Origin of the sequence: Tumebacillus lipolyticus (assembly GCF_042682745.1) — a bacterium.
GTDB lineage: Bacteria > Bacillota > Bacilli > Tumebacillales > Tumebacillaceae > Tumebacillus_A > Tumebacillus_A lipolyticus.
This window is the reverse complement of sequence record NZ_JBHUIO010000011.1, coordinates 523,836-549,693: the sequence shown is the minus strand read 5'-3', so window position 1 is coordinate 549,693 and position 25,858 is coordinate 523,836. Positions and strand designations below refer to the sequence as shown.

At 57.3% G+C, this 25,858-nt stretch carries 27 protein-coding genes and 1 pseudogene; 23 read left to right on the top strand and 5 right to left on the bottom strand.

The features are described from left to right. Nucleotides 1-43 precede the first annotated feature (43 nt). The 3 genes from ACFSOY_RS18915 to ACFSOY_RS18905 all read left to right on the top strand — a co-directional run bounded on the left by ACFSOY_RS18915 (nucleotide 44) and on the right by ACFSOY_RS18905 (nucleotide 2,135). Nucleotides 44-1,219: a M20 metallopeptidase family protein gene (locus ACFSOY_RS18915; RefSeq protein WP_386049352.1), complete on the top strand. Its 1,176-nt coding sequence runs from the start codon at nucleotides 44-46 to the stop codon at nucleotides 1,217-1,219. A gap of 450 nt (nucleotides 1,220-1,669) precedes the next feature. Beyond that, nucleotides 1,670-1,891, top strand: a complete 222-nt coding sequence (locus tag ACFSOY_RS18910; RefSeq protein ID WP_386049351.1) for a DUF1659 domain-containing protein — start codon at nucleotides 1,670-1,672, stop codon at nucleotides 1,889-1,891. Nucleotides 1,892-1,919: 28 nt separating this feature from the next. Next, nucleotides 1,920-2,135: a DUF2922 domain-containing protein gene (locus ACFSOY_RS18905; RefSeq protein WP_386049349.1), complete on the top strand. Its 216-nt coding sequence runs from the start codon at nucleotides 1,920-1,922 to the stop codon at nucleotides 2,133-2,135. Between the two features lie 48 nt (nucleotides 2,136-2,183). Here ACFSOY_RS18905 and ACFSOY_RS18900 read toward each other — a convergent pair whose 3' ends face one another. After that, nucleotides 2,184-2,438 carry a YuzB family protein gene (locus tag ACFSOY_RS18900; RefSeq protein WP_386049347.1) on the bottom strand — a complete coding sequence of 85 codons (255 nt, stop codon included), beginning with the start codon at nucleotides 2,436-2,438 and terminating at the stop codon, nucleotides 2,184-2,186. 189 nt (nucleotides 2,439-2,627) lie between these two features. Here ACFSOY_RS18900 and ACFSOY_RS18895 point away from each other — a divergent pair, with 189 nt between their 5' ends. The 11 genes and pseudogenes from ACFSOY_RS18895 (at nucleotide 2,628) to ACFSOY_RS18845 (ending at nucleotide 14,508) form a co-directional block, all read left to right on the top strand. After that, entirely contained in the window at nucleotides 2,628-3,935 is a 1,308-nt protein-coding gene (locus ACFSOY_RS18895) for a VTT domain-containing protein (RefSeq protein WP_386049344.1), read from the top strand. A gap of 111 nt (nucleotides 3,936-4,046) precedes the next feature. Then, nucleotides 4,047-4,856, top strand: a complete 810-nt coding sequence (locus ACFSOY_RS18890) for a class I SAM-dependent methyltransferase (RefSeq protein WP_386049342.1) — start codon at nucleotides 4,047-4,049, stop codon at nucleotides 4,854-4,856. Nucleotide 4,857: 1 nt separating this feature from the next. After that, a complete protein-coding gene (crcB, locus tag ACFSOY_RS18885; RefSeq protein ID WP_386049340.1) occupies nucleotides 4,858-5,226 on the top strand; it encodes a fluoride efflux transporter CrcB in 369 nt (122 codons plus the stop codon). Continuing rightward, nucleotides 5,190-5,585: a fluoride efflux transporter CrcB gene (crcB, locus tag ACFSOY_RS18880; protein ID WP_386049338.1), complete on the top strand. Its 396-nt coding sequence runs from the start codon at nucleotides 5,190-5,192 to the stop codon at nucleotides 5,583-5,585. The genes crcB (ACFSOY_RS18885) and crcB (ACFSOY_RS18880) overlap by 37 nt, the downstream gene beginning before the upstream one ends. 21 nt (nucleotides 5,586-5,606) lie before the next feature. Beyond that, the gene (locus ACFSOY_RS18875) at nucleotides 5,607-6,620 is read left to right on the top strand and encodes a carbohydrate kinase family protein (protein ID WP_386049336.1); all 1,014 of its coding nucleotides are present in this window, start codon (nucleotides 5,607-5,609) and stop codon (nucleotides 6,618-6,620) included. 153 nt (nucleotides 6,621-6,773) lie between these two features. Further along, nucleotides 6,774-7,409, top strand: a complete 636-nt coding sequence (locus ACFSOY_RS18870; RefSeq protein WP_386049334.1) for a phosphatase PAP2 family protein — start codon at nucleotides 6,774-6,776, stop codon at nucleotides 7,407-7,409. 72 nt (nucleotides 7,410-7,481) lie between these two features. Further along, nucleotides 7,482-7,685, top strand: a complete 204-nt coding sequence (locus ACFSOY_RS18865; protein WP_386049333.1) for a hypothetical protein — start codon at nucleotides 7,482-7,484, stop codon at nucleotides 7,683-7,685. A 158-nt stretch (nucleotides 7,686-7,843) separates the two neighbouring features. After that, complete coding sequence (locus tag ACFSOY_RS18860; protein WP_386049331.1) at nucleotides 7,844-10,030, top strand: Tex family protein; 2,187 nt, start codon at nucleotides 7,844-7,846, stop codon at nucleotides 10,028-10,030. A gap of 423 nt (nucleotides 10,031-10,453) precedes the next feature. Beyond that, nucleotides 10,454-10,639, top strand: a pseudogene (locus ACFSOY_RS18855) (helix-turn-helix domain-containing protein); the annotation flags it as partial. A 6-nt stretch (nucleotides 10,640-10,645) separates the two neighbouring features. After that, nucleotides 10,646-11,743, top strand: a complete 1,098-nt coding sequence (locus ACFSOY_RS18850) for a tetratricopeptide repeat protein (protein ID WP_386049517.1) — start codon at nucleotides 10,646-10,648, stop codon at nucleotides 11,741-11,743. 287 nt (nucleotides 11,744-12,030) lie between these two features. Beyond that, a complete protein-coding gene (locus ACFSOY_RS18845) occupies nucleotides 12,031-14,508 on the top strand; it encodes a hypothetical protein (protein WP_386049330.1) in 2,478 nt (825 codons plus the stop codon). 28 nt (nucleotides 14,509-14,536) lie between these two features. On the opposite strand, the gene ACFSOY_RS18840 is transcribed toward ACFSOY_RS18845, so the two are convergent. Continuing rightward, on the bottom strand, nucleotides 14,537-15,139 hold the full coding sequence (locus ACFSOY_RS18840) for a histidine phosphatase family protein (RefSeq protein WP_386049328.1): 603 nt from the start codon (nucleotides 15,137-15,139) through the stop codon (nucleotides 14,537-14,539). A 114-nt stretch (nucleotides 15,140-15,253) separates the two neighbouring features. Here ACFSOY_RS18840 and ACFSOY_RS18835 point away from each other — a divergent pair, with 114 nt between their 5' ends. Next, the gene (locus tag ACFSOY_RS18835) at nucleotides 15,254-15,886 is read left to right on the top strand and encodes an FMN-binding negative transcriptional regulator (RefSeq protein ID WP_386049326.1); all 633 of its coding nucleotides are present in this window, start codon (nucleotides 15,254-15,256) and stop codon (nucleotides 15,884-15,886) included. A 5-nt stretch (nucleotides 15,887-15,891) separates the two neighbouring features. Then, nucleotides 15,892-16,269, top strand: coding sequence for a YybH family protein (locus ACFSOY_RS18830; RefSeq protein ID WP_386049324.1), 378 nt, complete (start codon nucleotides 15,892-15,894; stop codon nucleotides 16,267-16,269). An 80-nt stretch (nucleotides 16,270-16,349) separates the two neighbouring features. On the opposite strand, the gene ACFSOY_RS18825 is transcribed toward ACFSOY_RS18830, so the two are convergent. Further along, a complete protein-coding gene (locus ACFSOY_RS18825) occupies nucleotides 16,350-18,107 on the bottom strand; it encodes a glycerol-3-phosphate dehydrogenase/oxidase (protein WP_386049323.1) in 1,758 nt (585 codons plus the stop codon). A gap of 507 nt (nucleotides 18,108-18,614) precedes the next feature. Here ACFSOY_RS18825 and thiL point away from each other — a divergent pair. From thiL to ACFSOY_RS18790, 7 genes are all read left to right on the top strand, one after another. Beyond that, nucleotides 18,615-19,622 carry a thiamine-phosphate kinase gene (gene thiL, locus ACFSOY_RS18820; protein WP_386049321.1) on the top strand — a complete coding sequence of 336 codons (1,008 nt, stop codon included), beginning with the start codon at nucleotides 18,615-18,617 and terminating at the stop codon, nucleotides 19,620-19,622. Nucleotides 19,623-19,626: 4 nt separating this feature from the next. Next, a complete protein-coding gene (gene tsaE / locus ACFSOY_RS18815; protein WP_386049319.1) occupies nucleotides 19,627-20,103 on the top strand; it encodes a tRNA (adenosine(37)-N6)-threonylcarbamoyltransferase complex ATPase subunit type 1 TsaE in 477 nt (158 codons plus the stop codon). Continuing rightward, complete coding sequence (gene tsaB, locus ACFSOY_RS18810) at nucleotides 20,085-20,831, top strand: tRNA (adenosine(37)-N6)-threonylcarbamoyltransferase complex dimerization subunit type 1 TsaB (RefSeq protein ID WP_386049317.1); 747 nt, start codon at nucleotides 20,085-20,087, stop codon at nucleotides 20,829-20,831. The genes tsaE and tsaB overlap by 19 nt, the downstream gene beginning before the upstream one ends. Nucleotides 20,832-20,854: 23 nt before the next feature. Next, nucleotides 20,855-21,307, top strand: a complete 453-nt coding sequence (rimI, locus tag ACFSOY_RS18805; RefSeq protein WP_386049516.1) for a ribosomal protein S18-alanine N-acetyltransferase — start codon at nucleotides 20,855-20,857, stop codon at nucleotides 21,305-21,307. Between the two features lie 5 nt (nucleotides 21,308-21,312). Next, the gene (gene tsaD / locus ACFSOY_RS18800; RefSeq protein WP_386049316.1) at nucleotides 21,313-22,398 is read left to right on the top strand and encodes a tRNA (adenosine(37)-N6)-threonylcarbamoyltransferase complex transferase subunit TsaD; all 1,086 of its coding nucleotides are present in this window, start codon (nucleotides 21,313-21,315) and stop codon (nucleotides 22,396-22,398) included. 22 nt (nucleotides 22,399-22,420) lie between these two features. Further along, on the top strand, nucleotides 22,421-22,684 hold the full coding sequence (locus ACFSOY_RS18795; protein ID WP_386049314.1) for a hypothetical protein: 264 nt from the start codon (nucleotides 22,421-22,423) through the stop codon (nucleotides 22,682-22,684). A gap of 190 nt (nucleotides 22,685-22,874) precedes the next feature. Further along, on the top strand, nucleotides 22,875-23,393 hold the full coding sequence (locus ACFSOY_RS18790) for a GNAT family N-acetyltransferase (RefSeq protein WP_386049312.1): 519 nt from the start codon (nucleotides 22,875-22,877) through the stop codon (nucleotides 23,391-23,393). Between the two features lie 234 nt (nucleotides 23,394-23,627). Here ACFSOY_RS18790 and ACFSOY_RS18785 read toward each other — a convergent pair whose 3' ends face one another. Both ACFSOY_RS18785 and ACFSOY_RS18780 read right to left on the bottom strand, forming a co-directional pair. Then, on the bottom strand, nucleotides 23,628-24,359 hold the full coding sequence (locus ACFSOY_RS18785; protein ID WP_386049310.1) for an N-acetylmuramoyl-L-alanine amidase family protein: 732 nt from the start codon (nucleotides 24,357-24,359) through the stop codon (nucleotides 23,628-23,630). Between the two features lie 81 nt (nucleotides 24,360-24,440). Next, complete coding sequence (locus ACFSOY_RS18780) at nucleotides 24,441-25,415, bottom strand: peptidyl-prolyl cis-trans isomerase (protein ID WP_386049308.1); 975 nt, start codon at nucleotides 25,413-25,415, stop codon at nucleotides 24,441-24,443. Nucleotides 25,416-25,858 lie beyond the last annotated feature (443 nt).

The window sequence follows — 25,858 nt, the reverse complement described above, 5'->3', positions numbered from 1 at the left end:
AGTAAGGCAGAAGGTGAAGCAGGAACGAGAAGGGGTGGAGCATATGAAAGAGTGGATGGGGCAAAGGATTGGTGAGCTGTACCCGAAGCTGGTCGAGACGAGGCGAGATCTGCACCGTCATCCAGAGCTGGGGTTTGAAGAGGTGCGGACGAGCAAGGTCGTGGCCGATTGGCTGCGCGAGCTGGGGCTTGAGGTGGAGACGGGCATCGCCAAGACCGGGGTGGTCGGGCGACTGCGCGGCGCGAAGAGCGGCAAGACGGTCGCGTTGCGCGCCGATATGGATGCGCTGCCGATCCAAGATCTGAAGACGTGCGACTATGCGAGCACCGTGCCTGGCGTCATGCACGCCTGCGGTCATGATGCGCACACGACGATCGTGCTCGGCGCAGCTACTCTGTTATCAGAATTGCGCGATCAATTGGCGGGCGATGTTCTGTTTATCTTTCAGCCGGCGGAGGAAGGGCCGGGCGGTGCGGCGCCGATGATCGAAGCGGGCGTGCTGGACGGGGTGGACATGGCGTTTGGCATCCACATGGCTCCGGTCGCTCCTGCTGGCATCGTCGCCGTCTCCCCAGGCCCTGCGATGGCATCTGCTGACGAGTTCACCCTGACGATCAGAGGGAAGGGCGGCCACGGCGCCTATCCGCACATGGCGATCGATGCGATCCCGATCGCAGCCCAAGTGGTCACCGCCTTGCAACAGGTGGTCTCGCGCGCTGTCGATCCCACGCAGACGGCCGTGCTGTCGATCGGCACGATCAGAGGCGGCACCAAGAGCAATGTGATCGCAGATGCGGTCGAGCTGACCGGGACGGTTCGCACGTTCGACCCGCTCTTGCGCGAGGAGATGCCCAAGCGCATCGAGAGCATCGCCAGCGGGATCGCAGCATCTTTTGGCGCGTCTGCTGAGCTCGATTACCAGTTCAAGTACCCGGTGCTGGTCAACGATCGCGAGGCGGTGTCGCTGATGCGCAAAGTTTGCATCGACATGTTCGGAGCAGCGAGGGTGTTAGACGCACCGCCGCAGATGAGCGGTGAAGATTTCGCCTATTTTCTGCAAAAGGTGCCCGGCTGCTTCACATTTTTAGGTTGCAAGCATCCGCAGCCACTCGTGGAGAGCTACAATGTGCACCACCCTGCGTTCGACATCGACGAGCGCGTGTTGCCGCTCGGGGTGCAGGTGCTGGTGGCAGGCGTGCTCGCCTACCTCAACGACTAGCACCGCGAGGGGATGGCGGGGCGCAAGGGGAGGATCGAGCGAGGACGGGGACACCATTCGTCCAATTTTGCGAGGAACGGGGCAGCTGTCGCGAACGAAAAGCAGGACAACTGCATCTACTGTACTATCACTCAGGGCAAAGTCTTGAGTTGCGACAAAACCCATGCTTGAAAGGGGGGTTTGTTCGATGTACGGAGCGTTTGGCGCATACACCCGTTGGGCGGTTGTGTTTCTGATCATCTTCGTTCTGTTCTTCCTGCTCGTTCCGGGCTATGGTTACGGCGCAGGAGCGGGTGGCTGCTAACACCTGTTTCAGCAAACCCCAGTCGGGTCTCTCTCGGCTGGGGTTTTTCATTTTTTTAGACGTTGTCCCCGATCGGCCCGCTTGGCCGCATAGAGAAGGTGTGAGGCTCAAGAAGAGCTTCGACAAACTGCCGAGGAGGGATTCGGATGATCGACATCAACAAAGGGTTTTCCAGCATGGTGCTGCGCCTGCAGACAGGGGTGGATCAGGAGGGGAACGCGGTGTACAAAGACAAGTCGTATCCGCGCATCCTGCCGACCGTGAACGCGACCGATCTGTACGAAGTGGGCGAGGCGCTCGCATCGCTGTCGTCGTGGCGGCTGAGCTCGATCCAGCGCGTCGACCGCGAAGATCTGATCCGCATGTGATCGCAGAAAAAAGAGGAGGTGCTAGAAGATGAAACGAGAACTCGAACTGTTCTTTCTGACCGACATGAACAAGAAGGTGAAGATCACCATCCCTGAGCCGAAAGCTGACCTCACGCCGAGCGCGGTGGGAGCGGTGATGGATCTGATCTTGCAAAAGTCTGTCTTCGGCTTCATCCAAGGTCGACTCGTCTCAAAAGTCAAAGCGCGCATCGTGCAGACGGAGACGTCAGAACTGGCGATCTAACTGCAAAAAACCACCTGTCTCAGCGCGGACAGGTGGTTTCTTGTCATACTACTTGGAGGAATCTACTATATTCAGATCAGGACGAATTTTTTCAAGGAGTTCTTCTTTGGTCGCCGCTTCGTACAGCCAGCGATCCTCGGCGAGCAGAAACGGTCGTTTGTAACATTCACCGCAGTTGCCGAGACAACCCCAGCGTTGGCCTTTCAGGTCGGGGAACTCCTCTTTCAACCTTTCGATGACCCACTCGGTGCCCTTGTCCAGGTTGCCGATGCAGACATCCACTTTCTCGATTCTTCGACTCATGGCGGTTCATCCTTCCGATCCAGATTGGGAAGGCTATTTCCCAAGGATAATTGTAACACAAAAGAATGCGCGGTTCGGCTGTATAGGCTCCGTGAAAAATGGTACAATGTATGAAGGAATGTGTCGATTTCGGTTCTGTTCGCACTAGACCGTCACAATAGAAAAAGCGCATAGGAGGGGGGGGTGATTATGTTCCATTGGATCATGGATCTGTTGATGAACTATGGTTGGATCGGTTTGTTGATCGTCTCACTCGCTGAAGCTTCATTTCTCCCCGTCGCACCAGATTTGATCTTGATCCCGCTCACCGGAGCATCGCCAGACCTCGGATTTCTCTATGGCGCGATCGCGGTGGCCGGCTCGGTGATCGGCTCGCAGTTCGGACACCTGATCGGATCGAAAGCGGGCTATCCAATCCTGCGCAAGTTCATGTCGGAGTCCAGGCTGGAAAAGGTTCAGCGGATGTTCTATCGCTTCGGCATCTGGGCGATCGTCGTCGCAGGTTTGATCCCGCTTCCCTTCAAGCTGTTCACCATCGCCGCCGGCGTGTTCAAGATGCGCCGCATCCCGCTAATGATCGGGGCGCTGATCGGCCGGGGCATCCGCTTTTTCGGACTGGTGCTGATCGTGCGCAAGATCGGCGTGATCACCATCCCGGAGGGCTTGGAGATGAAGGTGCTGATCGGCCTGCTCGTCATCGTGGCGCTGATCGTGCTCTGGTATTATTTAAAATCGCAGCGCGGCACCTGGCTGCGCGAGAGGCTGATCGGCTTGGTCAACTTTTTCCGCACAGATTTTCTCGCGCCGTTCAAGCGGGGATCTCGCCGTGGCGTGCTGTTTCTGATCGTCGGCATCCTGCTCTCGCTGATCATCGCCGCATTTGCGGGCGATGTGGTCTCCGATCTGCTGAAAAACTTTGACGAGACGACGATCCTGTGGGTGCAGCAGACGTTGCATCCGGCATGGGGTTCTCCTGCCAAAGTGCTCGACTTTGCGTTCTCGATCCCGGTGGTGATCGCAGGCTATCTGTTCGTCTCGTTCGTGCTGCTGTTCCATCTGCGCAAACATGCCAAGATGCGCCTGTTCGCCGGGCTGGTGATCGGAGTTCTGCTGATCCAGGTATCGTTTCAATATTTTATGCCGGGCTCGGTCGAGTCGACGGTGGAGCTGTTGCTGGAGGTGACGGGCAACACGCTGACCCTGAAGACGCTGCCCAGCGGTCAGGTGATGGCTGCCATCCTGCTCTACACATCGCTCGCCTATCTGGTCTGGCAAACGCAGAAGTCTCGCTGGGCGCGCATGCTCGGGCTGCTGGTCTCGTTCGCGCTGATCATCAGCGCACCGCTCTGCTCTGTGCTGGTCGGCGCTCATTCGCTCTCCTCGTCGATCGGCGGCTTGGCGGCTGGCATCCTCTGGATGATCGGATGTCTGGTCACTCGCTTCATCTATCGGCTGGTCGAGCGGTCGGAGTTCAACCGATCGATCCCGCACAAATAAGCTGAAAAGATACGGACATCCGCTGGAGATGTCCGTATCTTTTTTGTTCCTGAAAGTGGTAAACTAAGAGGATAGAATCAAGTATCGGATCACATGCGGAGGGGACGTATCATGGCGATAAATTTTCATGCGGAGAAAAACCGTTTTTCATACGCGCGTCGTCTCGTGGATGTTTCGTGGACGGCGATGATCGAAAAGCTCGTCGAGGTGCGCGGAACAGATGCTGTAGACATCGGCTGTGGGGGCGGAATCTACACGCGGACGCTCGCCCATCTGGGGGCGGAGCGCGTGACGGGCATCGATTTTTCCAGCGAGATGCTGAAGGGCGCCCGCTCGCAGACGGACGGCTACCCACAGATCTCCTATCTGAGCGGTCATGCGCTGGCGACCGGACTGTCCGATCGGTCTGCCGATCTGGTCTTGCAGCGCGCGCTGACCCACCATCTGCAGGACGAGCAACTGCTCGACTGCTTCGCCGAGGCGCACCGCATCCTGCGGCCGGCAGGTGTGTTGCTCGTTCAAAATCGCACGCCGGAAGACTGCTTGCTGCCGGGCAGTGAGACGCATCTGCGCGGCTATTTCTTTGAGCTGTATCCGCGGTTGGTCGAACGGGAGGTCGGCAGGCGTCACAAGAGCGAGCTGATGATCGACAGCCTGCGAGCGGCCGGCTTCTCGGTGGTCGAGGAGCATCAGCTCTGGGAGACGCGCAAAGTCTATCCGGATCTGGAGGAGTTGGCGGTCGATCTGCTGACCCGCTCGGGACGATCGATCTTGCATGAGCTGAGCGACCCGGAGTTGCAGGAGCTGGTCGCGCACATCCAAGACCGCCTGCTGCAAATCGGGGTGCAGGAAGTCTGGGAGCAGGATCGCTGGACGATCTGGAAAGCGGTCAAAGGCGACAGTTCGCAAGGAGCCGTCTGACGTGAACAGTCTGGCTGTGATGATCGGCGGAGCGGTCGGGTCGCTTCTGCGGATGCTCGCCGGCACGCTCACCACGACGGGGGCGTGGACGACGCTTTCGATCAATCTGCTCGGCTCGTTTCTGCTCGGCTTTTTTCTGACCTACAGCGCCTCGAAAGTTCGGATGTCGCAGGCGATGCGCACCGGGATTGCAACAGGGGTGCTCGGCGGGTTTACCACCTTCTCGACTTTCAGCTTGGAGGCGATCACCTTTTTGCAGGCGGGACGCTTTCTCTCGGCAGCGCTCTATCTGCTCGGCAGCCTGCTGGGCGGCGTGGCGATGGCGGCGAGCGGATGGCTGTTGGCGCGAAGGGTGGTCGCCGCCAGATGATGCAGAGCTGCTTGGTGTTATTCGGGGGTGCGATCGGAGCGCTGCTGCGCTTTTGGCTGGGTCAGCAGATGCAAAAGAGGTGGGGTGGAGCGTTTCCGCTGCCGACCTTTCTGATCAACATGCTCGGCTCGTTCGCGCTCGGCCTGCTGTTTGCCGCAAGCGACGGCGGGCCGCTCTGGTGGCTGTTTGGAACGGGTCTGCTCGGAGCGTTCACCACCTTTTCGACGTTTAGCGTCGAAGCGATGACGCTGTTTCAGCGGGGCAAGCGAAGCGTGGCGCTCGCCTATCTGATCGGATCGGCGACGCTCGGCCTGCTGTTTGCTTGGCTCGGGCTGACCGTGTATGGACTGTTGGATTGAAATGGGAAGTGAGGGTTTCGAATGATCGATGTGCTTTCGATCGGTGAGATGATCATCGACTTTATGCCGCAGACGACAGGCGTTACGCTCGATCGCGTGCCTGGCTTCGAAAAGGCGGCGGGCGGAGCTCCTGCCAACGTGGCGGTCGGCGTGGCCAAGCTGGGCGGGCGCGCCGCCTTTTTAGGTAAATTTAGCGTCGATCCGTTCGGTGACTATCTGATCGACACGCTCAAGGGGCACGGCGTGGACACGACGGGCTGCTCGCGGACGAAGCGGGCGAAGACAGGCTTGGCGTTCGTTGCGATCGACGGGGGCGGCGACCGCCATTTTCACTTTTATCGCGATCCGTCGGCCGACATGCTGCTCGACGAGGACGACATTCAAGCAGAGCTGATCAAAAAAGCGCGCGTGATCCATATCGGCTCGGTCACGCAGGTGCTGCCAGAGGCGTTTGCTGCGACGAGGCGCGCGCAGCAGATCGCACGCGAACATGGCGTGATCATCTCCTTTGACGTCAACTTTCGCCTCGGCCTGTGGCGAGGGCGCGAAGAGGAAGGGAAAGCAAAAGTTCGCGAGACGGCGACGCTGACAGACGTGCTCAAGGTGAGCGAAGAGGAGATGCTCTTCCTCACCGGCACGCAAGATGTGGAGCGAGGTGCCGAGGAACTGCTGGCGCTCGGCCCGAAGATCGTCTTCGTCACGCTCGCCGAGCAGGGCGTCTATTACCGGACGCGCGAGCTGCAAGGCCGCGTCGCTCCGTTTCGCGTGCAGATGGTCGATGCGACCGGAGCGGGGGACGGCTTTGTCGCAGGCTTCCTTCGCCAGCTGGTCGATCGGGTGCAGGGGCGTTCGCTCGACGAGTCGCTGTCGAGCAAAGAGGAGATCGAAGAGATGGCGCGCTATGCCAACGCGGTGGGGGCGCTGGCCGTCTCTCGCCTCGGGGCGATCCCCGCGATGCCGACCGGACAGGAAGTCTATCAGTTCATGTATGGCGGGCGGAGCGGAAAGTCTGTGCCGGAAGCGGAAACGCGCTGAATGCCGCGTTTGCCCAGCTGAGGCGCACAGGCGGGAAGACTTTGGAAAAATGATGACAAATTGGTCAGATGTAAAGCGCGGGGTGTACCTTGTTCATAGAATTCGTATAATTTGAGAGGGGACACCAACAGGAGAGGAAAGGGTACAGACGCGATGAACCTGAGCATCTTTGTGAAAAGGTACTTTTTGATCAGCCTGTTTGCGGCGATCGGGCTCGTGCTGATCGCCAATCTGATCGAATGGGAGCGGGTGATCCGCTTCGATAGCAGCATCATCACCTTCATCACCGAGTTTCACTCCGAACTGATGACCAAGGTGATGATCGCCATCACCACGTTCGGCAACACCGAGTCGGTGGTGATCATCAGCTTGCTCGCCCTGTTTCTGCTCTATCGACTGGGGAACAACAAGCTGGAGATGGCGATCGTCTTTCTGGTGGTCGGCGCTTCGGGAGCGGTCAACTACCTGATCAAGAACTTGGTGCAACGGATTCGCCCCGATCAGAACCCGCTGATCATCGAACACGGCTTCTCCTTTCCGAGCGGCCATTCGATGTCGGCGTTTGCGCTCTACGGGGTGTTGGCCTTCATGGTGTGGCTGAAGGTGGAAAATAAGTGGCTGCGCGCCGCGCTGATCAGCGCATGTGCGGGGCTTGTGCTGCTGATCGGCACCTCGCGCATCTATCTCGGCGTGCACTACCCGAGCGATGTGATCGGAGGTTTCTTGGGCGGAGCGAGCTTGATCGGCTTAGCCGTTTGGTTTTATCAACAGAAAAGGACGGAAGCTTGAGCGGTCGCTTCCGTCCTTTTCTGTTGATCGATTTCTGCAGATCGAACGATTTTACAACAGGGGGGACGAAGGATGGCGCCAATCAAGTTTATTCTGGAGCTGTTGCGCATTCTCATCGTGTTTTTTGTGGTGTATGCGCTGCTCGGGTTCTTGGGGTTCGGCAGGTTGGACGAGGACGGGTCGAACCGAACGATCTGGGCGATCCATCTCGTTCTCGCCGTGGTCGTCACCAGCGTCTGGTATCGGCTGCGCGGGCGAAAAACTGGCTGGATCTGAGCACTGCTGAGGCTGGTGCGCTCAGGCAGAAGTGCCGACCTTGTGTCAAAAGCATGTCCGAAGCGGCGCTTCCGTCTTTTTTCGATCCTGTTTTGCATAGGAATTAGCGGGCAGGGGAACGAAGAAAGAAGGATAGGCTTGGCACGAGGAGGTACTTCATGACCGATTTTTCCAAAGAGATCGCAAGCGAGCTCAAGCTTCGCCCGCAGCAGGTGAAAGTGGCGAGCGAACTGCTTGATGAAGGCAATACGATTCCCTTTATCGCCCGCTATCGCAAAGAGATGACGGGCGAGCTCGATGAAAACCAGCTGCGAATGATCCAAGAGCGCTTGCAGGCGTTGCGCAACATCGCCGAACGCCGCGAAGAGGTGCATCGCCTGATCGACGAGCAGGAGAAGATGACCGAGGAGATCGCTCAGGCGATCCTGCTCGCCAAGACGATGACCGAGCTTGAGGACATCTATCGCCCCTACCGACCGAAGCGCAAGACGCGGGCGGGAGTCGCGCGGGAGAAAGGCTTGGAGCCGCTGACCAGCTGGCTGATCGAAGACGGGAACGGCGATGTGCACGCGGTCGCCGCTCGCTATGTGGACGCGGAGAAGGGCGTGGAAAGCGCAGCCGAGGCGCTGCAGGGAGCGCTGGACATCTATGCGGAACAGGTGGCGGATGACGCTGCCACCAGGCAGAAGATCCGCGAGCTGACCCGGCGCAAAGGGTCGATCAGAAGCGTGGCGACCGGGAAGGCGGACGAGGAGCGCGACGTGTACGCCCAATATGCGGAGCATGAAGAGCCGCTGGAAAAAATACCGCCACATCGGGTGCTGGCGATGAACCGCGGCGAGAAGGAGGAGGCGCTTCGCCTCTCGATCCTCGCGCCCGCAGGCGACATCTTGCGATCGCTTGAGCAGGCCCACCTGCCGAAGCGGCCGACCGACGCGAGCGAACATCTGCGCCTCGCCCTTGAGGATAGCTACAAGCGCCTGATCGCGCCGTCGATCGAACGAGAGCTGCGCGCGGCGCTGACCGAGGCGGCGGAGGAACAGGCGATCAAAGTGTTTGCGCAAAACCTGAAAAATCTGCTGCTGCAACCGCCGATCAAGGGCAAGACGGTGCTCGCCGTCGATCCGGCCTATCGCACCGGCTGCAAAGTGGCGGTGATCGATGAAACGGGGAAGGTGCTCGCCATCACCGTCACCTATCCAACTCCTCCGCTGTCGAAAGTGCAGGAGGCGAAGCGGATCTTTAAAAGCTTGATCGACGAGCATCAGGTCGAGGTGATCACCATCGGCAACGGCACCGCCTCGCGCGAGACGGAACAGTTTGTCGTCGATCTGCTCAAAGAGGTCAGGGGAGAGCATCCAGACCTCGCCTATCTGATCGTCAGCGAAGCGGGCGCTTCCGTCTACTCGGCCTCCAAGCTGGCAGGCGAAGAGTTCCCAGAGCTCGATGTGGCGGAGCGCTCGGCGATCTCGATCGGTCGCCGCCTGCAAGACCCGCTGGCCGAGCTGGTCAAGATCGACCCGAAGTCGATCGGGGTCGGGCAATATCAGCATGACGTGTCGCAAAAGCGGCTGGAGGAGCAGCTGGGGGCGGTCGTCGAATCGGCGGTCAACTCGGTCGGCGTCGACCTGAACACCGCCTCGCCGTCGCTCCTGTCCTACATCTCCGGCCTGTCCGCAAACGTGGCCAAAAATGTGGTGCTCTACCGCGAGGAAATCGGCAAGTTTAAAAATCGCAAACAGCTGGGCAAAGTGCCCCGCCTCGGTCCGAAGACGTACCAGCAGGCGGTCGGCTTCCTCCGCATTTCCGGCGGGGAGAACCCGCTGGACAACACGCCGATCCATCCAGAGTCGTACGATCTGGCGGTCAAGCTGCTGCGGTCGCTCAGCTTCCAAGTCGAAGATGTGACCGATCCGCGCAGGCGGGAAGCGCTGAAAGAAAAGCTCACCCAGTTCGACTTGCCAGCGATGGCCGAACAGCTCGGGGCGGGTGTTCCAACGCTGCGCGACATTGCGGAAGCGCTGCAAAAGCCGGGGCGCGATCCGCGCGACGAGCTGCCGCCGCCCGTGTTCCGCACCGATGTGCTGAAGATGGAGGACCTGGAGCCGGGCATGATCTTAAAAGGGACGGTGCGCAACGTGGTCGACTTTGGCGCGTTTGTGGACATCGGCGTCAAGCAGGACGGTTTGGTACACATTTCGGCGCTCGCCGATCGGTTCGTGAAACACCCGATGGATGTGGTGGCGATCGGCGATGTGCTGCAGGTGAAAGTGCTGTCTGTCGATCTGAAAAAAGGGCGCATCGGGCTGACCTGCAAAGGGATCAAGTCAGAGGTGGAAGCATAGGGCAGACGAGCGCCGATTTGAATCCCTTTGCAACTCAGGTGAAATCAATTCGTAAACGATGTGTAATGATCGGAAATTTTCTGATAATGGTTGACTTCAATATTGTTTCGTAATACGATGGATGAGACGGAATCACACCACTACTTTCCTATAGCGATGGCTCTCGATTGTCAAATCGGAGTCGATTGCCCCGCCCCCTGCCTTTGTGCAGGAGGCGGTTTTTTTGTTTTTGCGGGCAAAATGTTCGTCAAACCTTGCAAAACGGGATTGATTCCCAATAAATGGCATTCAAAAAAGTTGTGTGATTCGACACTGTGACTTTATACATAAAGTGATAGTAAAGTCTTTATAGACAAGTTAATTCTCCTATTGTATAATCGACGAAAGTGAGATAAAATTGGAAGGGCAGGTGGAATACGGCTCATGTTTTCCTTGGGGCAGCGTATTCGAGAATTGCGCTTGAAGAAGGGTATCACTCAGATTGACTTGGCAAGAGGGCTTTGCACACCGAGCATGATCTCACAGATTGAATCGGATCGAGCACGCCCTTCTTACAAGATACTTTTCGCAGTTGCGGAAAGGTTGGAGGTACCCCTTGAGAAGCTTTTGTCAGATGTGGATCTCAATCTGGAGTATGTGAGCACCTACAAGATGGCGCGCGCGATGGTCGCGGGGAAGGAGTACAACTCGGCGATTCCGTTGTTGAAGGAGCTGTTGGATACCCCGCGCTCGCAGATCTCGACGATGGACATCATGTTCGAATTGGCAGACTGCTACTTCCACACCGATCAGCTGCCCGAGTCTGAAAAGCTGTTCAACCAGGTCTACGAGCTGGCGATCCTGCGCCAAGATCACCACCAGCAGGCGCTCACCCTCAAGAACATCGGCCTGATCGAGTTTCGCCGCAAGCGCTATCAACTGGCCGCCTACCAGTGGCACAGGAGCTTGGAAGAGGCGGACAAGATGGAAGAGCAGGACGTGTTTTTAAAGGCGAGCATCCTGTTCAATCTGGGGCTGGTGCATTCGAAGCTCGGGAACCTCGAAGATGCGCTCGATTATTTCAACGGGTCGTCTGCATTGTATGAGGGGACGAACAGCATGTACGAGATCGGCCATGTCTACATGGGCCTCGGCATGTCGTACAAGCGCCTGAACGATCTGGAGCGGGCGGTCGATTATTCGGAGCGAGCCACCGCCATTTTTGAAGGTCTGAACAACGTCCTGATGACGATCAAGACAAAGGTGACGAGCGCTGTGTTGCTGGGAGAGAAAGGGCACGATCTGGAAGCGGAGCAGATGCTGCTTGCGGCGATCGCCAGGTTTCGAGAGCTTGGTCAGTTCGAAGAGATGGGGATGACCAAGGTCGAGCTTGCGAAGCTGCGCCTGCGTCAGCAGAAGTTCCGGCAGGCGGAAGAGCTGTGCCACGAAGCCCGATCTCTCTTGCCTGAATTGCACCTGTATCAAGCTTGGATCAATCGCATCCACGGTCGCATCGCCAAAGACCGGGATCAGCGCGAGGAAGCGATTCGTCGGCTGAAGACGGCTGCCGAATGCTTCAAGCGCATGGAAGAAGTAAAGGATTGGGATGACACGATGTATGAGCTTGCCGAGCTGTATCTCGAAGCTGAGGATCATGAGCAGGCAATTGGCATCTTAGAGGAAATTCGGAGGTATAGCCGGCAGATATTAGAAGAAAGGGGAATTGCCCTATGAAAAAAGCTGGTCTTCTCGTACTGCTGGTCGCGGCTGCCTTTACCGTTCAAACTGCAACCGCATCTGCGGCGACGCCGGAAATCTTCTGGCCAGATCCGCTGGTTCAAACGAAGTAATCGCATCGTTTTCGCCGGAAGCCCGCGATGGTTAACGCCATCGCGGGCTTCCGCTTTTTTGTCGTGCTCCATTTTTTAGATGTGGGCGTGTGAATCTCAAATTTTAGCAGGAGCTCCAATTTTATGGTCGAAACTTTCTATTGCTTGAAGCTGAATTTGAGGAGTGAAAGTGTGGGATCTACTTTTTCTCAAGGGAAAATGCAAAAAAGTCTGCCGAAGCAATCGGCTGCGAATAGCGTCCAACGGGCGCCCGAATTAGAACCGTGTTCAACGCATCCTTTCACTTCCGCACAGATCATGACCCTGCAGCGCAAAGTGGGCAATCGGGCGACTCAACGCTTTCTCGCTCAGCAGGCGGCACAGCTTTCGCGAGCGGTCATACAGCGATCCGATTCGGAGGAGTCGGAGTCGGAAGAGTCCGCATCGGAAGAGGACGCGGAAGAACTCAGCAAAAAACAAAAGCGGATCAAGAGCCTGAACAAAAAGGTGCGCAACCGGATGTATGTCATCCGCGATGAAGATGGAACGATCAACCGTCTTTCCAAACCGAAGAAAGAAAAGAATAAACTTTATACATCGGAAGGTGTTTTTGACGAGGAGTGGAGCACAAGCGCGATCTCCGATGTGGAGCTGCTGCAGATCGTCCATCAGGTGGCACATCAGTTTCGCGAGGGTGTATCGAAGACGACAGAGGCGAAATCGATGCGCGACGAAGTGATCAGGAAGAAGGGGATCAGCTTTTCCTATGAGAATAAGCTCGACCTTGTCGCGGCGGCCAGTTACAACTTGCATGCGGAGCAAAGCGAAGATGCCAAACATCAGCATCCTCGTCCGAAGCATCTTCATCGTTTTCTCAACCACAAGTCAGCAAAAGCGTACGCAATCGTGCAGAAAGGAAAACACCACAGCAACCAGTTCATTCGCGATGCTGGTGCCTACAAATCGAAGAATGAGGATACCGAAACGCCGCTGCAACATGCGTTGAAAGGCTCGGGGAAGGACACAGATGTTGAGATGCTAGAGCTGCTGACCAACTATTCGGAGAGCGGCAGGGGAGGTGCGGTTGATTGGATGTTGAAGCGGAAGGTCGGGTCAACCGATAGCTTCGATGACTTTCCGATGACTTTGGAAGGGGCACAAGCGGCCGCTCGACTGGACGACCCGCTTCGCAAACGATGGATGAGCACCGAAGAGGAGGAGAAAGCAGAAACATACAAGCCGGAGTTCAACAAAAAAAGGAAGAAGCTGTACGATGACTACAAGGAGACGAAGCTCGATCCGAAAGATGAGTACAAAATATTGGAGGCTCTCTATGCGGATCTCTGTCTTGAATATGGGGTGGACAGCGAGATTGAATTTTATGACAAGGTAGGCGATCGGGCGATCGATGAGGCAACCTTAAAAAAGATCGCCGGAAAAACGACATCGAAACAGTGGGAGTCGCTAAGCGTCGCCCAAAAGGCACAAGCGCTGTTCTTCAAGCATTCGGAGACGAAAGACCGCCGCAAAAAGTTTAAAGCGTACGCAGCGGACGACAGCGATCTGATCAAGCCGAAAGAAGGCAAGGTGGCACACACGGTGACTGGGATCAAAGATGCGCTGGATGATCCTAAGCAGGATTGGAAGAAGTATGATGCGATTCGCCTCGATTTCGGACCGATTCGCAATGAGGCGTTTCTGAACAACAAAGACAAGAAGAAACGGCACAGCATCTACTCCTCTACCCAAAGCACCTACACGGCGGAAGAAAAGGGAATCTTCACGGACGATTGGCCGATGTCGCCTTCGCGTGAAGATTTGAAATCGAGCAGCAGCGATTCGGAGGGGGAAGTTGAGGAGAAAAAACAAGCTCGCGATCGCTCTCGGCGGCGCAGCCGCTCCCGCTCGTTCCGGCAAGCGGGCACTCTGCAAAAGCCAACTCCGTCTACAGCGCCGAAAACGTCAGATCGGATGGACCAGACGACCGATGAGGTAGAGCGATCGGCGCTCGATCAGATGGCGTCTCCCGCTTCGCTCGTCCATGTCAACGAGGTCATTCGGAACGATGGCATGTTTGTGCTCGATCCGATCTTGGCGTGGGGGATGACTCCGGAAGGCGGGGAGGTGCTTGCCGAACATGACCCACGAGGTGATTTCCGCGATGAGTACCTCTCCGCCTACAACCCGATGGCTCCCAAGTCTGCTCAGGACAACGGGCACGATTTGGATCAGAAGGCGAAGACGCTCAGTTCGGAGAATTTGGCCAAACTCTACCAGGAGAAGGCTGGAAAGTTTGATCAGAAGATCTTTGAGATCGAGGGCCAAGAGGTGGTGAAGGATCTCGCCAGCTACGCGATGCTCGAAGTGTGGCTCCGCGAAGTGCTGCTGGCGCGCTCTTGGCTTGAGGAACAGTTTACGAAAGATGAGCTAAAGCGCATGACAGATGAAGAGTTGAAAGCACAGATCGAGAGCAAGTTGCTCAAGCTGACCGAAGAGTATTGGATCGGTGATCCAGACGACGAGTATTACACGCTCAAGGCGGCATCTTCGGCAAAAGCGACAGGCTCATCCAAGAAGACGACCGCTTCTGCTGCGAGCAGTTCGTCATCAGGCAGTGGGAAAGCATCTGGCAGGGGAAAAGCAGCAGTGCGGGGGAAGTCAAAAAGATGATGACCTCACCCCGGCAAAAAGAATCTGCTCAGTCGAGGTCGCGCAGATGCGTCGTATCGTTGAGTGCCTTTACTACTCGCTGGGGCTCGACTTTCTCCAGCAGGTGGATCGCCGTGTCGCTCGATTCAAACCAGACCACATTCGTCGCAGGCATGCGCAAAAAGGATTGCAGCAGCGCGGAGATCATCCCGCCGTGTGAGACGATGGCGATGCGATCATAGTGACCTTCGCAGCGGTGGAAAAGGTGGGACAGCACGCTCTCTGCCCGCATCCGAAATTGAAACCAGGTCTCGCCATCCTCGATCGCCAGGTGGGGAAGGTCGGGCATCGGATATTTTAGATTGCCCTCTGCATAGGGCAGGCCTGCCTGCTTGCCGTTGTCGCGCTCCTGCAGTTCGGGCAGATACTCGACGGGGCACCGGACTGTCTCCGCCAAGACGGCTGCCGTCTCCTGCGCTCGCTTCAGCGTGCTGCCGAAGATGATCTGCGGCGGGAACTCGCTCTGCACTCGCTCAGCCATCAGCCGCACCTGTTGTCGCCCGCGCTCCGTCAGCAGAAAATCTGCTCGACCTTCGTGCACATTCAAAATGTCAGCCTCCGACTCTCCATGCCGAATCAACAGAATCTCCATTCTCACACACGCTCCTTTTTGGGAAAAATAGCAACTTTGAGTCTCCTACTATAACACAGGAGCTCTTCTCGCCAACAGGGGAAAGCGATAAACTGAGGAAAAGGGGTGAGGCCGATGTACATTCCGCGATCGTTCGCGATGGAAGACCGGGCGGAAATCGACCAATTTATGAAGGAGAACTCGTTTGGCATCCTGTTCTCGCAGACGGAGGATGGCCCGCGGGGCACGCATCTGCCGTTTTTTCTGGCCGAAGACGAGGGAGAGCAAGGCGTCCTCTACGGTCACATGGCGAAGGCCAATCCGCATTGGAAAGAAACGGCGCGCGATGTGCTGGTCGTCTTCTCCGGCCCGCACCACTACATCTCGCCAACCTGGTATCAGCAGCCGAACAATGTGCCGACCTGGAACTATGTGGCGGTACACGCCTATGGGGAGATCGAGATATTCGAAGAGCCTGCCGCGCTGATGGAGCTGTTAGAGCGATCGGTCAACTTTTTCGAAGCGGGCATGCCGAAGCCGTGGAAGATCGAGGAGAGCCAAGAGTATGCGGAGCGCATGCTGAGCGGGATCGTCGGGTTTAAGATCGTGTTGAACAAGGTCGAGGGCAAAAAGAAGCTCAATCAAAACAAGCCTGCGCAGCTGCAGCAGCATGTGATCGAAGCGCTGCGCTCGCAGGAGCAGGAGGAAGCGCATCGGGTGGCCGCGCTGATGGAGCGAAATGCGGCAGATCGAACGTCTGAGGAGTGATTCTGATGGACAAACGACTGACTTCCGAATTGAACGAGTTTATGCAACGATACGAAGAGGCGACCAACTCGCATGATTTTGAACAGGTGGCAGAGCTGATCGCAGCAGACGCGGTCTATTGGTTCACCGACAACACCTGCGAGGGCGTTGCAGAGATCGGAGCCTATTTTCGTCAGGGGTGGGAAACGATTCGCGAAGAGGTGTACAGCATTCGCGGCGTGCGCTGGATCGCACAGAGCGATTCGGTCTCGACCTGCACCTACGAGTATCACTGGCAGGGCTATGTGAACGGTGAGTTTCGGGAGGGAGGCGGGCGCGGGGCCAACGTGCTTGCCAAGCGAGACGGACGCTGGAAGATCGTGCACGAGCATCTGAGCAATTGAGCGCAGATGAGAGCCGCCGTGAGCGGTTGTAAAAAACAGCAGGCGCGTTGACTCGCGCACCTGCTGTTTTTTTAGATCGATCAAACGAGATGACATTCGCGCTGGCAGCTGTGAACTTCGCGCTCGCGCTGCTCTTCCGTCCAATCGAGCAACAGCGCCATCTCTCGGGAAACAGCATCGATCAGCGATGCGAGCTCTCGGCCGCGAAAACGGCCCAACTCGGTCCGGCGCGCGATCAGGTCTTGCAGATGGTTGGCCGATTCGTGGCGCACCATGTAGTGGATCTCCGCGCAAAGAAGCGGGAAGTGAGGGTCGATCCGAGCGGAAGAGCCATAGGCGAGCACCGCTTCCGCTCGGTCGCCAAAGCGATCGAGCAGAGCGGAGGCGTCCGCACAGCCGATGTTGTGCTGTTCGCTCAGGCGTGTGATCTCGCTCTGCCACCATTGGGACTGGTTCACCGCGGGGAGCTGCTCAGCGCCGTAGAGGGGCAGGCGAGCGGAGAGGGTCTGCCACCTGTTCCAATCTCCGCTCGACTCTAGCGTTTGGCGCAGGTGTGACAGCACGCGCTCCGCCATCTTGCGATAGGCGGTCAGCTTGCCGCCGGCGATGGTGATCAGCCCGCCCGGCGAGACCCAGATCTCATCTTCGCGAGAAACGTCTTTCGTGTCTTGAGCGGCGCTGGACCCAGCGGCGGTCACCAGCGGGCGCACGCCCGACCAGATGCCGATCACATCCGCTTCGGTCAGCTGCGCATCGGGGCGCAGGCGGTTGACGATGCGCAGCAGATAGTCGATCTCCTCCGCAGGCACCTCCGGATGGTGCAGGTCGCCGGCGTAGCGCTTGTCGGTCGTCCCGACATAGGTGACCTCCCCTTTGGGGATCAGGAAGACCAGCCGCCGATCTGCCGTCTGCACCGCCAGCGCGTGTGGCAATGGCAGGCGCTCGGCAGGAAAGGACAGGTGAATCCCCCTGCTGTGCGTCACCCGCGAAGCAGCGCCGCGCACCTCGTCTTGGGCGGTGGCGACTTCCGCCTGCACGGTGGGCGGAGCTGGCGGCATGGCGCTGGTGGGCGCCTCGCTTTGATCCGCGCGATCAGGTCGAGCGGTCTGCTCCAGAGCTAAGACCTGTTCGATCCACGGCCCGGCTGCGTTGACCACCAGCCGCCCGGTGATGACCAGCTGTCGATCATCGATCAGGTCATGCGCGATGACACCGCACAGCGTGCCGTCAGCGACCAGCAGCTTTCGCACGGGGCAGTCGTTGAGCACCACGGCCCCTAGGGCGCTGGCGCTCTGAAGCGTCGCCAGGGTCAGTCGGGCGTCATCTGTCACATATTCGTGATAGAGCACGCCGCCGAGCAACTCCTTTTGCTCAAGCGCCGGGTGAAGCTGGAGCAATTCGTGCACGGAGAGCGTTTGGCGGCGCTCCTCTTTGGCCACGCCGGCCAGACGGTCGTACAGCCAGATCGCGGCAGACATCGCCATCCTTCCATGCTGCATGCCTTTGTAGATCGGGAGCACAAACGGCACCGGCCTGACCAAGTGCGGGGCGAGTCGCCGCAGGACAGCTCGCTCCGAACCTGCCTCGCGCACCAAGCGCAGATGGCCCTGTGCCAGATAGCGCAACCCGCCGTGGATCAGCTTGGTCGAGCGCGAGGAGGTGCCCGCCGCAAAATCGCTGCCCTCCAGCACCGCCACCTTCAGCCCGGCGAGCGACGCTTCCCGGGCGATGCCAGCTCCGGTGATCCCGCCGCCGATGATGATCACATCGTACTCCTCCTGCTGCAAGCGCTCCGTCCAATAGGATCGCGGGTGTCCCATCCAGCCGCTTTCCGCCATTGCTCCCACCTCCCTGACTATCTTTCTTTTGCTTTATTATACTACTTAGTCAGTTTTCTTGTAAAATATAATTTATATATTTCGATCTGCTTGTTCAAGATGGGTGAATGCGACCAAAAAGAGCAGGAGCCCGCTGTCGGGCTCCTGCTCTGGTAACGATTACGAAGATGTGCGACTGTCTTGGTGTCTCTCCAAACGCGGATTGAATTCGATGGAGGGCTGCGTACGGCTTCTATCCACATCGACCGTTTGTTTAAAGACGAAGCGGACCAGGAGCCAAACGCCTACAAAAATACTCCCCATGAAAAAAGCTTCCGCAAGAAACATCCATATACTGCCCAAGCAACTTCACCTCATCGTTGTATTTTTCCTCTATCTTAAAGATACGCGAAAACGGAGCAAATTAAAATGGGTATTTTGTGCCTGTTGGTGTGCCGAGCGGCCGTGGTTTGTTTCTGCTCGCGAGATAGGTATAATAGGAAAAGGCAGAAAAAGGGCGGGTGACGTATGCGAATCGAAGAACTGGGTGAGTTTGGGTTGATCGACCGATTGGTGCAGCGGCTCGGGCGGCCAGATGAGAGCGTCGTCGTCGGAATCGGCGATGACGCGGCTGTTGTACAATATGAAGCGGAGCGGCAAGTGGTGATGACGACCGACATGCTGGTCGAAGGCGTGCATTTTCGTCGCGACACGATCGACGACCGCTCGCTCGGCTACAAATCGCTCGCCGTCTCGATCTCCGACATCGCGGCGATGGGCGGGCGTCCGAAACATGCGGTGCTATCGCTCGCGCTGCCGATCGACCTTGAGGTGGAGCGGCTGGAGGAGTTGTACAGCGGGGTGCAGGAGATCTGTTCGCAATACGGAACGGCTGTGGTCGGCGGCGATGTGGTCAAAACGCCGGGCCCGTTTGTGATCTCCGTGACTGCTGTCGGCGAGGTGGAAACTGGCCGGGCGTTGCTTCGCTCCGGGGCTCGACCGGGCGATCTGGTCTATCTGACCGGAACGGTGGGCGGATCGGCTGCTGGGCTCGATCTGATCGAGAGCGGCAACAGCAGATCGCTCGCTCCCGAAGCGGTGGCCGATCTGCTGCGCTTTCATCAGCGCCCAGCGCCGCAGGTGGAGGCGGGCAGAATCCTGGTCGCGACAGGTGGCTGCACGTCTGCCAACGATGTGTCTGACGGCGTGGCGAGCGAACTGCACGAGATCGCCAAGATGAGCGGGGTGCGGCTGGTGATCGAAGCGGATGCGATTCCGCTGCATGCGAGCGTCCGCCACTATGCGGCTGCAAGCGGAAAAGATCCGCTGCAGTGGGCGCTGTTCGGCGGGGAGGATTATCGGCTGATCGGCACGCTCGATCCGAGCCGGCTGGCCGAAGTCGAAGCCTCCTTCGCCAAGGCGGGGCTTCCGCTGGTGGTGATCGGGCGCGCAGAGGCGGGGCAGGGCGTGGTGCTGTTGCGGGACGGGGCTCGTCACGAACTGCGACCGCGAGGATTTAACCATTTTGGGAGTTGATCGGATGCTGATCTATCAAACGGAGTCTGTTGAACAGACGCAACGGGTGGCGAAAGCGCTCGGCAGCATGGTGCAGCCGGGCGATCTGATCTGCCTGTCGGGCGACTTGGGCGCAGGCAAGACGACCTTTACGCAAGGCCTTGCCTGCGGGCTCGGCGTGGAAGAGCCGGTCTCTTCGCCGACGTTTACGATCATCAAAGAGTATGACGAGGGGCGAATCCCTCTCTACCATATGGACATCTACCGCTTGGGAGAGCGAGCGGCTGAAGAAGAGCTTGGACTGGATGATTACTTTTTTGGCGCGGGCGTGTCGGTGGTGGAGTGGGCAGAATGGCTGGAAGAAGTTCTGCCTGCCGACCGCGTGCAGGTGATGCTGCAAAACCTCTCTGCAGAGGGGCGCAAGATCACCTTCACAGCGACAGGGCCCCGCTCGGAAGCAAGGCTAAAGGAGTTGAACGAAGCGTGCCCTACCTCGCGATAGATACTGCGACTGCGACGTTGACCGTCGCGCTCGGCGAAAAAGGAAAACTGCTGGGCGAGGCGACCACTCAGCTGTCGCGCAACCATTCGGTCAAGATGATGCCACTGCTCGAAGGGCTGATGGCCAACCTCGACCTCTCGCCAGATGACCTGAAAGGCATCATCGTCGGCCGCGGGCCAGGCTCGTACACCGGCGTGCGGATCGCGGTGACGGCGGCGAAGGCGTTTGCGATGGCATTGAACATCCCGCTGGTCGGCGTCTCGTCGCTCGATGGGTTAGCTCGACATGGGGAGCTGACAGACGCGCTGGTGGTGCCGATGTTCGACGCCAGACGCAAGCAGGCGTACACCGCCTTTTATGAGCAACAGAACGGATCGTTCATCAAGATCGTCGAAGATCAGCTGCTCGTCCTCGACGACCTGATCAAGGCGATCAACTCGCGGATGGTGGTGCGGCGTCTGGACAAGCGCAAGGTGGCGGTGCTTCTGCTCGGCGACGGCGCGCAGGTTCACCGCGCGGAGCTGATCGAGCGGTTGGGGGAGAAAGCGCAGTTTGCCGCTGCAGCGAGCCACGATTTTGTGCGAGCTGCCCATCTGCTCGATGTGGGAATTCCACTGCTCGAAGCGGGGGAAGGGCAGGATGCGGCAACGTTTGCCCCCGAGTATTTGCAGCTGGTCGAAGCGGAGAAAAAGTGGCTGGAACAGCAAGCGGGAGGGAACTCCCAGTGACGACCGAGCTCGAATATCGAAAGATGGTGCTCGGCGACCTCGACCGCGTGATGGAGATCGAGCACCGATCGTTTACGCTGCCCTGGTCGCGCGAGGCGTATGAGAACGAGTTGAGCACCAACCATTTTGCCTGCTATCTGGTCGCGTGCTATGAGGAGCAGGTGGTCGGCTATGCGGGGATGTGGGTGATCTTAGATGAGGCGCACATCACCAACATCGCGATCGATCCAGCATTTCGCGGCCGCCGGTTGGGCGAGCGGCTGATGCAGGAGATGATGGTGCAGAGCATGGCGAGGGGAGCGGAGCGGATGACGCTGGAAGTGCGCGTCTCCAACCTGCCGGCACAGCGGCTCTATGAGAAGCTGGGCTTTGTCAGCCACGGCGTTCGCAAAGGCTATTATACGGACAACAACGAGGACGCGATGATCATGTGGGCGGAGTTGTCGCCGCAGGGCGCGGTTTCGGGAAGGGAGTAGATTCGATGAGCTTTGTGGAGAGAATCCGCAGCAGATATCAGAGCGATCGGGCGGCGGACAAGCCGGTTGTGATCTTGGGCATCGAGACGAGCTGTGATGAGACGGCGGCGGCGGTGATTCGGGATGGCAACGAGATCTTGTCCAACGTGATCGCCTCGCAGATCGAGATTCACAAGCGATTTGGCGGCGTGGTGCCGGAGGTGGCATCGCGAAAGCATGTCGAGAGCATCAATGGCGTGGTCGCAGAGGCGATGGAGCGGGCGGGCGTGACGTTCGACGATCTGTCGGCGGTGGCGGTGACGTACGGGCCAGGTCTGGTCGGGGCGCTGCTGACCGGCGTATCGTTCGCCAAAGCGCTCAGCTTTGCGAAGGGCATTCCGCTGATCGGCGTTCAGCACATCGCAGGTCACATCTACGCCAACTTTCTGTCGGGCGGGATGGAGCCGCCGCTGCTCGCGCTGGTGGTGTCGGGCGGGCACACGGAGGTCGTGCACATGCCGAGCCACGGGGAGTTCGCCTTTCTCGGGCGCACGCGCGACGATGCAGCGGGCGAGGCGTACGACAAGGTGGCGCGCTCGATGGGGCTCGACTATCCTGGCGGCCCGGTGATCGATCGACTGGCGCAGGAAGGCAATCCAGAGGCCTACCCGTTTCCGCGCGCATGGATCGATGAGGAGTCGATCGACTTCTCCTTTTCCGGGCTGAAGTCGGCGGTGATCAACACGTTGCACAATGCGGAGCAGCGAGGAGAGACCGTGTCGAAGCAGGATGTGGCAGCTTCCTTTCAGGCGGCTGTCGTCGAGGTGCTGGTGGAGAAGACGGTGCGTGCCGTCCGCAAGACGGGCGTGAAGAACGTGGTGGTCGCAGGCGGTGTCGCCGCCAACAAAGGGCTGCGCAAACGTTTGACCGAGCGTGCCGAAGAGGTGGGCTTCTCGGTGCATTTCCCGAGCCTCGACCTGTGCACAGACAATGCAGCGATGATCGCGGCGGCTGCGTTTCCGCTGTACGAGCAGGGCAAGTTTCACGACCTCGATCTGAACGCGATCGCCAGCCTCAGCCTGACCAAGTGGGCGGCGACGCCGACGATTTGACGTTCCATCCATTGAGGGGCAGATGAAACATTCTCTGTTGCTTTGGTTGGTGATCTCAGCGGTCTATGCGGTCATCGCAGTATTTCTGGGGATGACCCTGAGAGATGAAATGGTAATGCTTCTCTGGCTGTATTTGATGATTGGCATACCGATCTTGATTTCTTGCTTGTTGCTGGTGGTGCTCTATTTCAAAACCAATCGAAAGGTGTTTTGGACGGTCTTTGGTCTTCTGGTTCTGACGGGGGCAGGGATTGTTGGATATGACCTTTTGACGGTGCCTAGGTAGGAGAATATGCGGAGAAGACAAGGCCGCTTACGAGTCTTGTTTTTTTCCATTTTCAAGAATCAATTCCCGATCAAACTCCGTAATCTTCTGTGGACGCCTTTTGTTCATACATAAACTTCACCTTTCTCATCGCTAGCATATACCGCAGGAAAAAGGTAGGCTAGAATAGATGAAGAAAGGAATGACGTAAATGACACAATTGCACATTCGCAATCTCACCACGCAAGATGCGGCACAATTCCGCGAACTGCGCCTGCGCGCCTTGCAGGAATATCCGGAGGCATTCGGTTCTTCCTTTGAAGAGGAACAGACAGTCACGCTCGAACAGACGATCAACGTTTTTGCTGCTCGCCAAGCACCGCAAAACTTTGTGGCGGGCGCTTTTCAAGAAGACGGCACGCTGGTCGGCACGATCGGTTTTTTCCAGCAGTCAAAACGAAAGCTACAGCACAAGGGCATGATCTGGGGCATGTATGTCATTCCAGGTCTCCACGGTGCGGGTGCGGGGTCAAAACTGTTGCAGCATGTGATCGAACAGGCGCGCCAGATTCCAGGCCTCATCCAGATCCAACTCGCCGTCGTCACCAGCAACGAACCGGCCAAGCGGCTGTATCAGAAACATGGCTTTGTCGCGTACGGTCTGGAAAAGGACGCGCTGATCACAGGCGGGCAGTCCTATGATGAGGACTTGATGGCGCTGTATCTATAAAGAAAAGAGAGGGCAGAAACGGCTCTCTCTTTTTTTGATCGCCTGCATCATGTGGCGGTCGTGACAAAAACGCAGCGCACGCACACAAGCAGTTCGTGACGTCACATAGCTCGGCGGTTCGGAACATCTCCGACCTCTAGGACTTGGGTGGAAGTAGCAACTTCCCTCCTTGTAAAATAGAAAAACAGCACTCGCCGCCGAGTGCTGTTTTTCTATTTTACATGCTGTCTTCGATTAGAAGCCCCACCAGTAGACGTGCATACCTTGTGCGTATCCGACTGCCAGGTTTTGCTTGAAGGTGGCAGACTTGAGGTTGGTCGCATCGGTGGCGTTGGAGATGAAGCCTGTCTCACCGAGCGATGCAGGCATGTTGGTGTATTTCAGCACGTAGAACTCAGCCGACTTCACACCGCGCAGGGTGGAGTAGTACGGCTTGAGCTTGTTGTAGATGTTGGTCGACAGCTGATTGCTGCTGGTCGAGCCCGGATATTGGTAGACTTCCAAGCCGTTTGCGGTCGACGAGGTGTAGGAGTTGATATGGTAGGAGACGAAGATATTTGCCCCTTTGCTGTTTGCAAACGATGCGCGGCTCTCCAGCGACACGGTCGTGTCTGCCGTCCGCGTCATGTAGAGGGTAGCCGGATAGTTGGCCGCCATGTAGTTTTTGGAACGGGTCGCGATGTCGAGCACGACGTCAGACTCACGGATTCCGTTGCCGACCGCACCAGGGTCGGTACCGCCGTGACCTGGGTCGAGCACGATGATCGGGTTCGCCGCATCCGGCACGATCGAGTTGACGCGAGTGGAAGATTTGGCAGCCGGATTGTAGTTGGCCGGCGCTTTTTCTTCGGTGTAGTGTGCCTCAGGTGCGATCACGTTCGCGGAGTCGTCCTTCGCTGCGAGAGCTGGCGCGGACAGAGCGGTGGTGCAGACGAGCGCAGCCACCAAAGTTTTGGTCCATTTCATAGATAATCTCTCCCTTTGTGGAATGTGTTGAATCTTCTATAGCAAAGCGCAGAGCGCTCCGTATAGACGGCGTTCTTACTGCTACCAAAGCTTTCGAATGTTGATCGGCAGGTCATGCCAAAAGGCGCTCCACCTGCTGGCAGTCAGATTGTCTGTGTTCAGCACATAGTCGACAGGTTCTTTCTGCGACTCCAGCCAAGCTCTGAACTGTGCCGACTGCTTGCTTTGGTACAGTTGGTCATGGATCTTTTGACGCACGTCAAGGTAGGGCTGCTGGTAGGGGGTGGTGATCTTTTCGATCAAGAACCAATAGTTCCACTCGCCATCCTGAATCGGCCCGGTCAATTTGTTCAGCTGAAGGTGGAACGCTTTTTCGGCCACTGCGTCCGATGTGTTCTGGGCAAACGCACCTTGCGAGATCAGCTCTTCCCAGCTGTGCATTCGATCGTTTGGATCGGAGGAGAGCTGTTCGAGCACGCGTTGAAACGAATCGGCGGTGACCGCTTGCAGCTGGGAGCGAGTTGCAAGATCGTCAACTTTTGCGCGAATATAGCGAATAGTACGAAATTCAGGAACGAAAAATTGCTCCTTGTTCTCGCGGTAATATTGCTCCATCTCCCCTTCTTGGATCGCCAAGTCGGAGGTGATGCGCTTTTTGACTTCAAAGCCGATCAGTGCGCGACGGTAGTTGTTCTTCGCGTCTTCCTCGGTCATCTGCATCTCCTGAAGCGTCTGGTTGCGTTCCGCCGAAGTATCGCCAAGCTGTTTGAGCTGTTGTTCGATCGCCGTCTCATCGGCGGTGATCCCGAGTTCACGCCCTTTGTGGAGCACCAGCTCTTCCAGACTTCGCCGTTCGAGCAGGTCGCGCTCATCGGAGAGGTCATAGCTCGCCCCTGCAAACAGGGAGGGGCGCAGTTGCTCCCATTCTGTCTTGCGCAGCGTCATCTTCTCGACCGAGAACAGCAGAGGGTTATAGAACAGAGCTGCATAGAGCAACACCGCGCTTCCGATAAAGAGGAGAAGACCTCCCACGCGCAACCACACTAGTTTTTTCACACGATCACCCGCTTAAATTGTAGGTCTACTTCTTAACTACTGAACAATAATACTATCATACATGCGTGTGACTAAAAATTCAAATAGAAAAATTTATATTTTACATAATATTTACAATATATAGGAGTTACTCGTTGGTTATCAACAGCTTTGTGCACAAAATAGCATGGTTATCCACAACTCGTTGTGGACATGGGACGAGAGTATTGAATTGATCGCTTTTCAAAACGAACATCGAATCTCAAAAAATTATGTAAACAAAATGCTGATTTTGGGGATAAGTGTGGTCGATTTGGACAAAATGTCGAAAAATCGGAGCATGCGGTTGTGGATATCTGTGTGGATAATGTGGATGAAGTTACGCTTACAGTCATTATTGATCATGTCGATGGTCGTTTCTTGAAGGGGATGTGAACAATTTTTATGCTTTGAAAATGATCTGC

What these genes read in the sequence shown, in the direction of transcription:
- ACFSOY_RS18915 (WP_386049352.1), top strand. Translation starts at nt 44, where the DNA reads ATGAAAGAGTGGATGGGGCAAAGGATTGGTGAGCTGTACCCGAAGCTG.
- ACFSOY_RS18910 (WP_386049351.1), top strand. Translation starts at nt 1,670, where the DNA reads ATGATCGACATCAACAAAGGGTTTTCCAGCATGGTGCTGCGCCTGCAG.
- ACFSOY_RS18905 (WP_386049349.1), top strand. Translation starts at nt 1,920, where the DNA reads ATGAAACGAGAACTCGAACTGTTCTTTCTGACCGACATGAACAAGAAG.
- ACFSOY_RS18900 (WP_386049347.1), bottom strand. Translation starts at nt 2,438, where the DNA reads ATGAGTCGAAGAATCGAGAAAGTGGATGTCTGCATCGGCAACCTGGAC.
- ACFSOY_RS18895 (WP_386049344.1), top strand. Translation starts at nt 2,628, where the DNA reads ATGTTCCATTGGATCATGGATCTGTTGATGAACTATGGTTGGATCGGT.
- ACFSOY_RS18890 (WP_386049342.1), top strand. Translation starts at nt 4,047, where the DNA reads ATGGCGATAAATTTTCATGCGGAGAAAAACCGTTTTTCATACGCGCGT.
- crcB (WP_386049338.1), top strand. Translation starts at nt 5,190, where the DNA reads ATGGCTGTTGGCGCGAAGGGTGGTCGCCGCCAGATGATGCAGAGCTGC.
- ACFSOY_RS18875 (WP_386049336.1), top strand. Translation starts at nt 5,607, where the DNA reads ATGATCGATGTGCTTTCGATCGGTGAGATGATCATCGACTTTATGCCG.
- ACFSOY_RS18870 (WP_386049334.1), top strand. Translation starts at nt 6,774, where the DNA reads ATGAACCTGAGCATCTTTGTGAAAAGGTACTTTTTGATCAGCCTGTTT.
- ACFSOY_RS18865 (WP_386049333.1), top strand. Translation starts at nt 7,482, where the DNA reads ATGGCGCCAATCAAGTTTATTCTGGAGCTGTTGCGCATTCTCATCGTG.
- ACFSOY_RS18860 (WP_386049331.1), top strand. Translation starts at nt 7,844, where the DNA reads ATGACCGATTTTTCCAAAGAGATCGCAAGCGAGCTCAAGCTTCGCCCG.
- ACFSOY_RS18840 (WP_386049328.1), bottom strand. Translation starts at nt 15,139, where the DNA reads ATGGAGATTCTGTTGATTCGGCATGGAGAGTCGGAGGCTGACATTTTG.
- ACFSOY_RS18835 (WP_386049326.1), top strand. Translation starts at nt 15,254, where the DNA reads ATGTACATTCCGCGATCGTTCGCGATGGAAGACCGGGCGGAAATCGAC.
- ACFSOY_RS18830 (WP_386049324.1), top strand. Translation starts at nt 15,892, where the DNA reads ATGGACAAACGACTGACTTCCGAATTGAACGAGTTTATGCAACGATAC.
- ACFSOY_RS18825 (WP_386049323.1), bottom strand. Translation starts at nt 18,107, where the DNA reads ATGGCGGAAAGCGGCTGGATGGGACACCCGCGATCCTATTGGACGGAG.
- thiL (WP_386049321.1), top strand. Translation starts at nt 18,615, where the DNA reads ATGCGAATCGAAGAACTGGGTGAGTTTGGGTTGATCGACCGATTGGTG.
- tsaE (WP_386049319.1), top strand. Translation starts at nt 19,627, where the DNA reads ATGCTGATCTATCAAACGGAGTCTGTTGAACAGACGCAACGGGTGGCG.
- rimI (WP_386049516.1), top strand. Translation starts at nt 20,855, where the DNA reads ATGGTGCTCGGCGACCTCGACCGCGTGATGGAGATCGAGCACCGATCG.
- tsaD (WP_386049316.1), top strand. Translation starts at nt 21,313, where the DNA reads ATGAGCTTTGTGGAGAGAATCCGCAGCAGATATCAGAGCGATCGGGCG.
- ACFSOY_RS18795 (WP_386049314.1), top strand. Translation starts at nt 22,421, where the DNA reads ATGAAACATTCTCTGTTGCTTTGGTTGGTGATCTCAGCGGTCTATGCG.
- ACFSOY_RS18790 (WP_386049312.1), top strand. Translation starts at nt 22,875, where the DNA reads ATGACACAATTGCACATTCGCAATCTCACCACGCAAGATGCGGCACAA.
- ACFSOY_RS18785 (WP_386049310.1), bottom strand. Translation starts at nt 24,359, where the DNA reads ATGAAATGGACCAAAACTTTGGTGGCTGCGCTCGTCTGCACCACCGCT.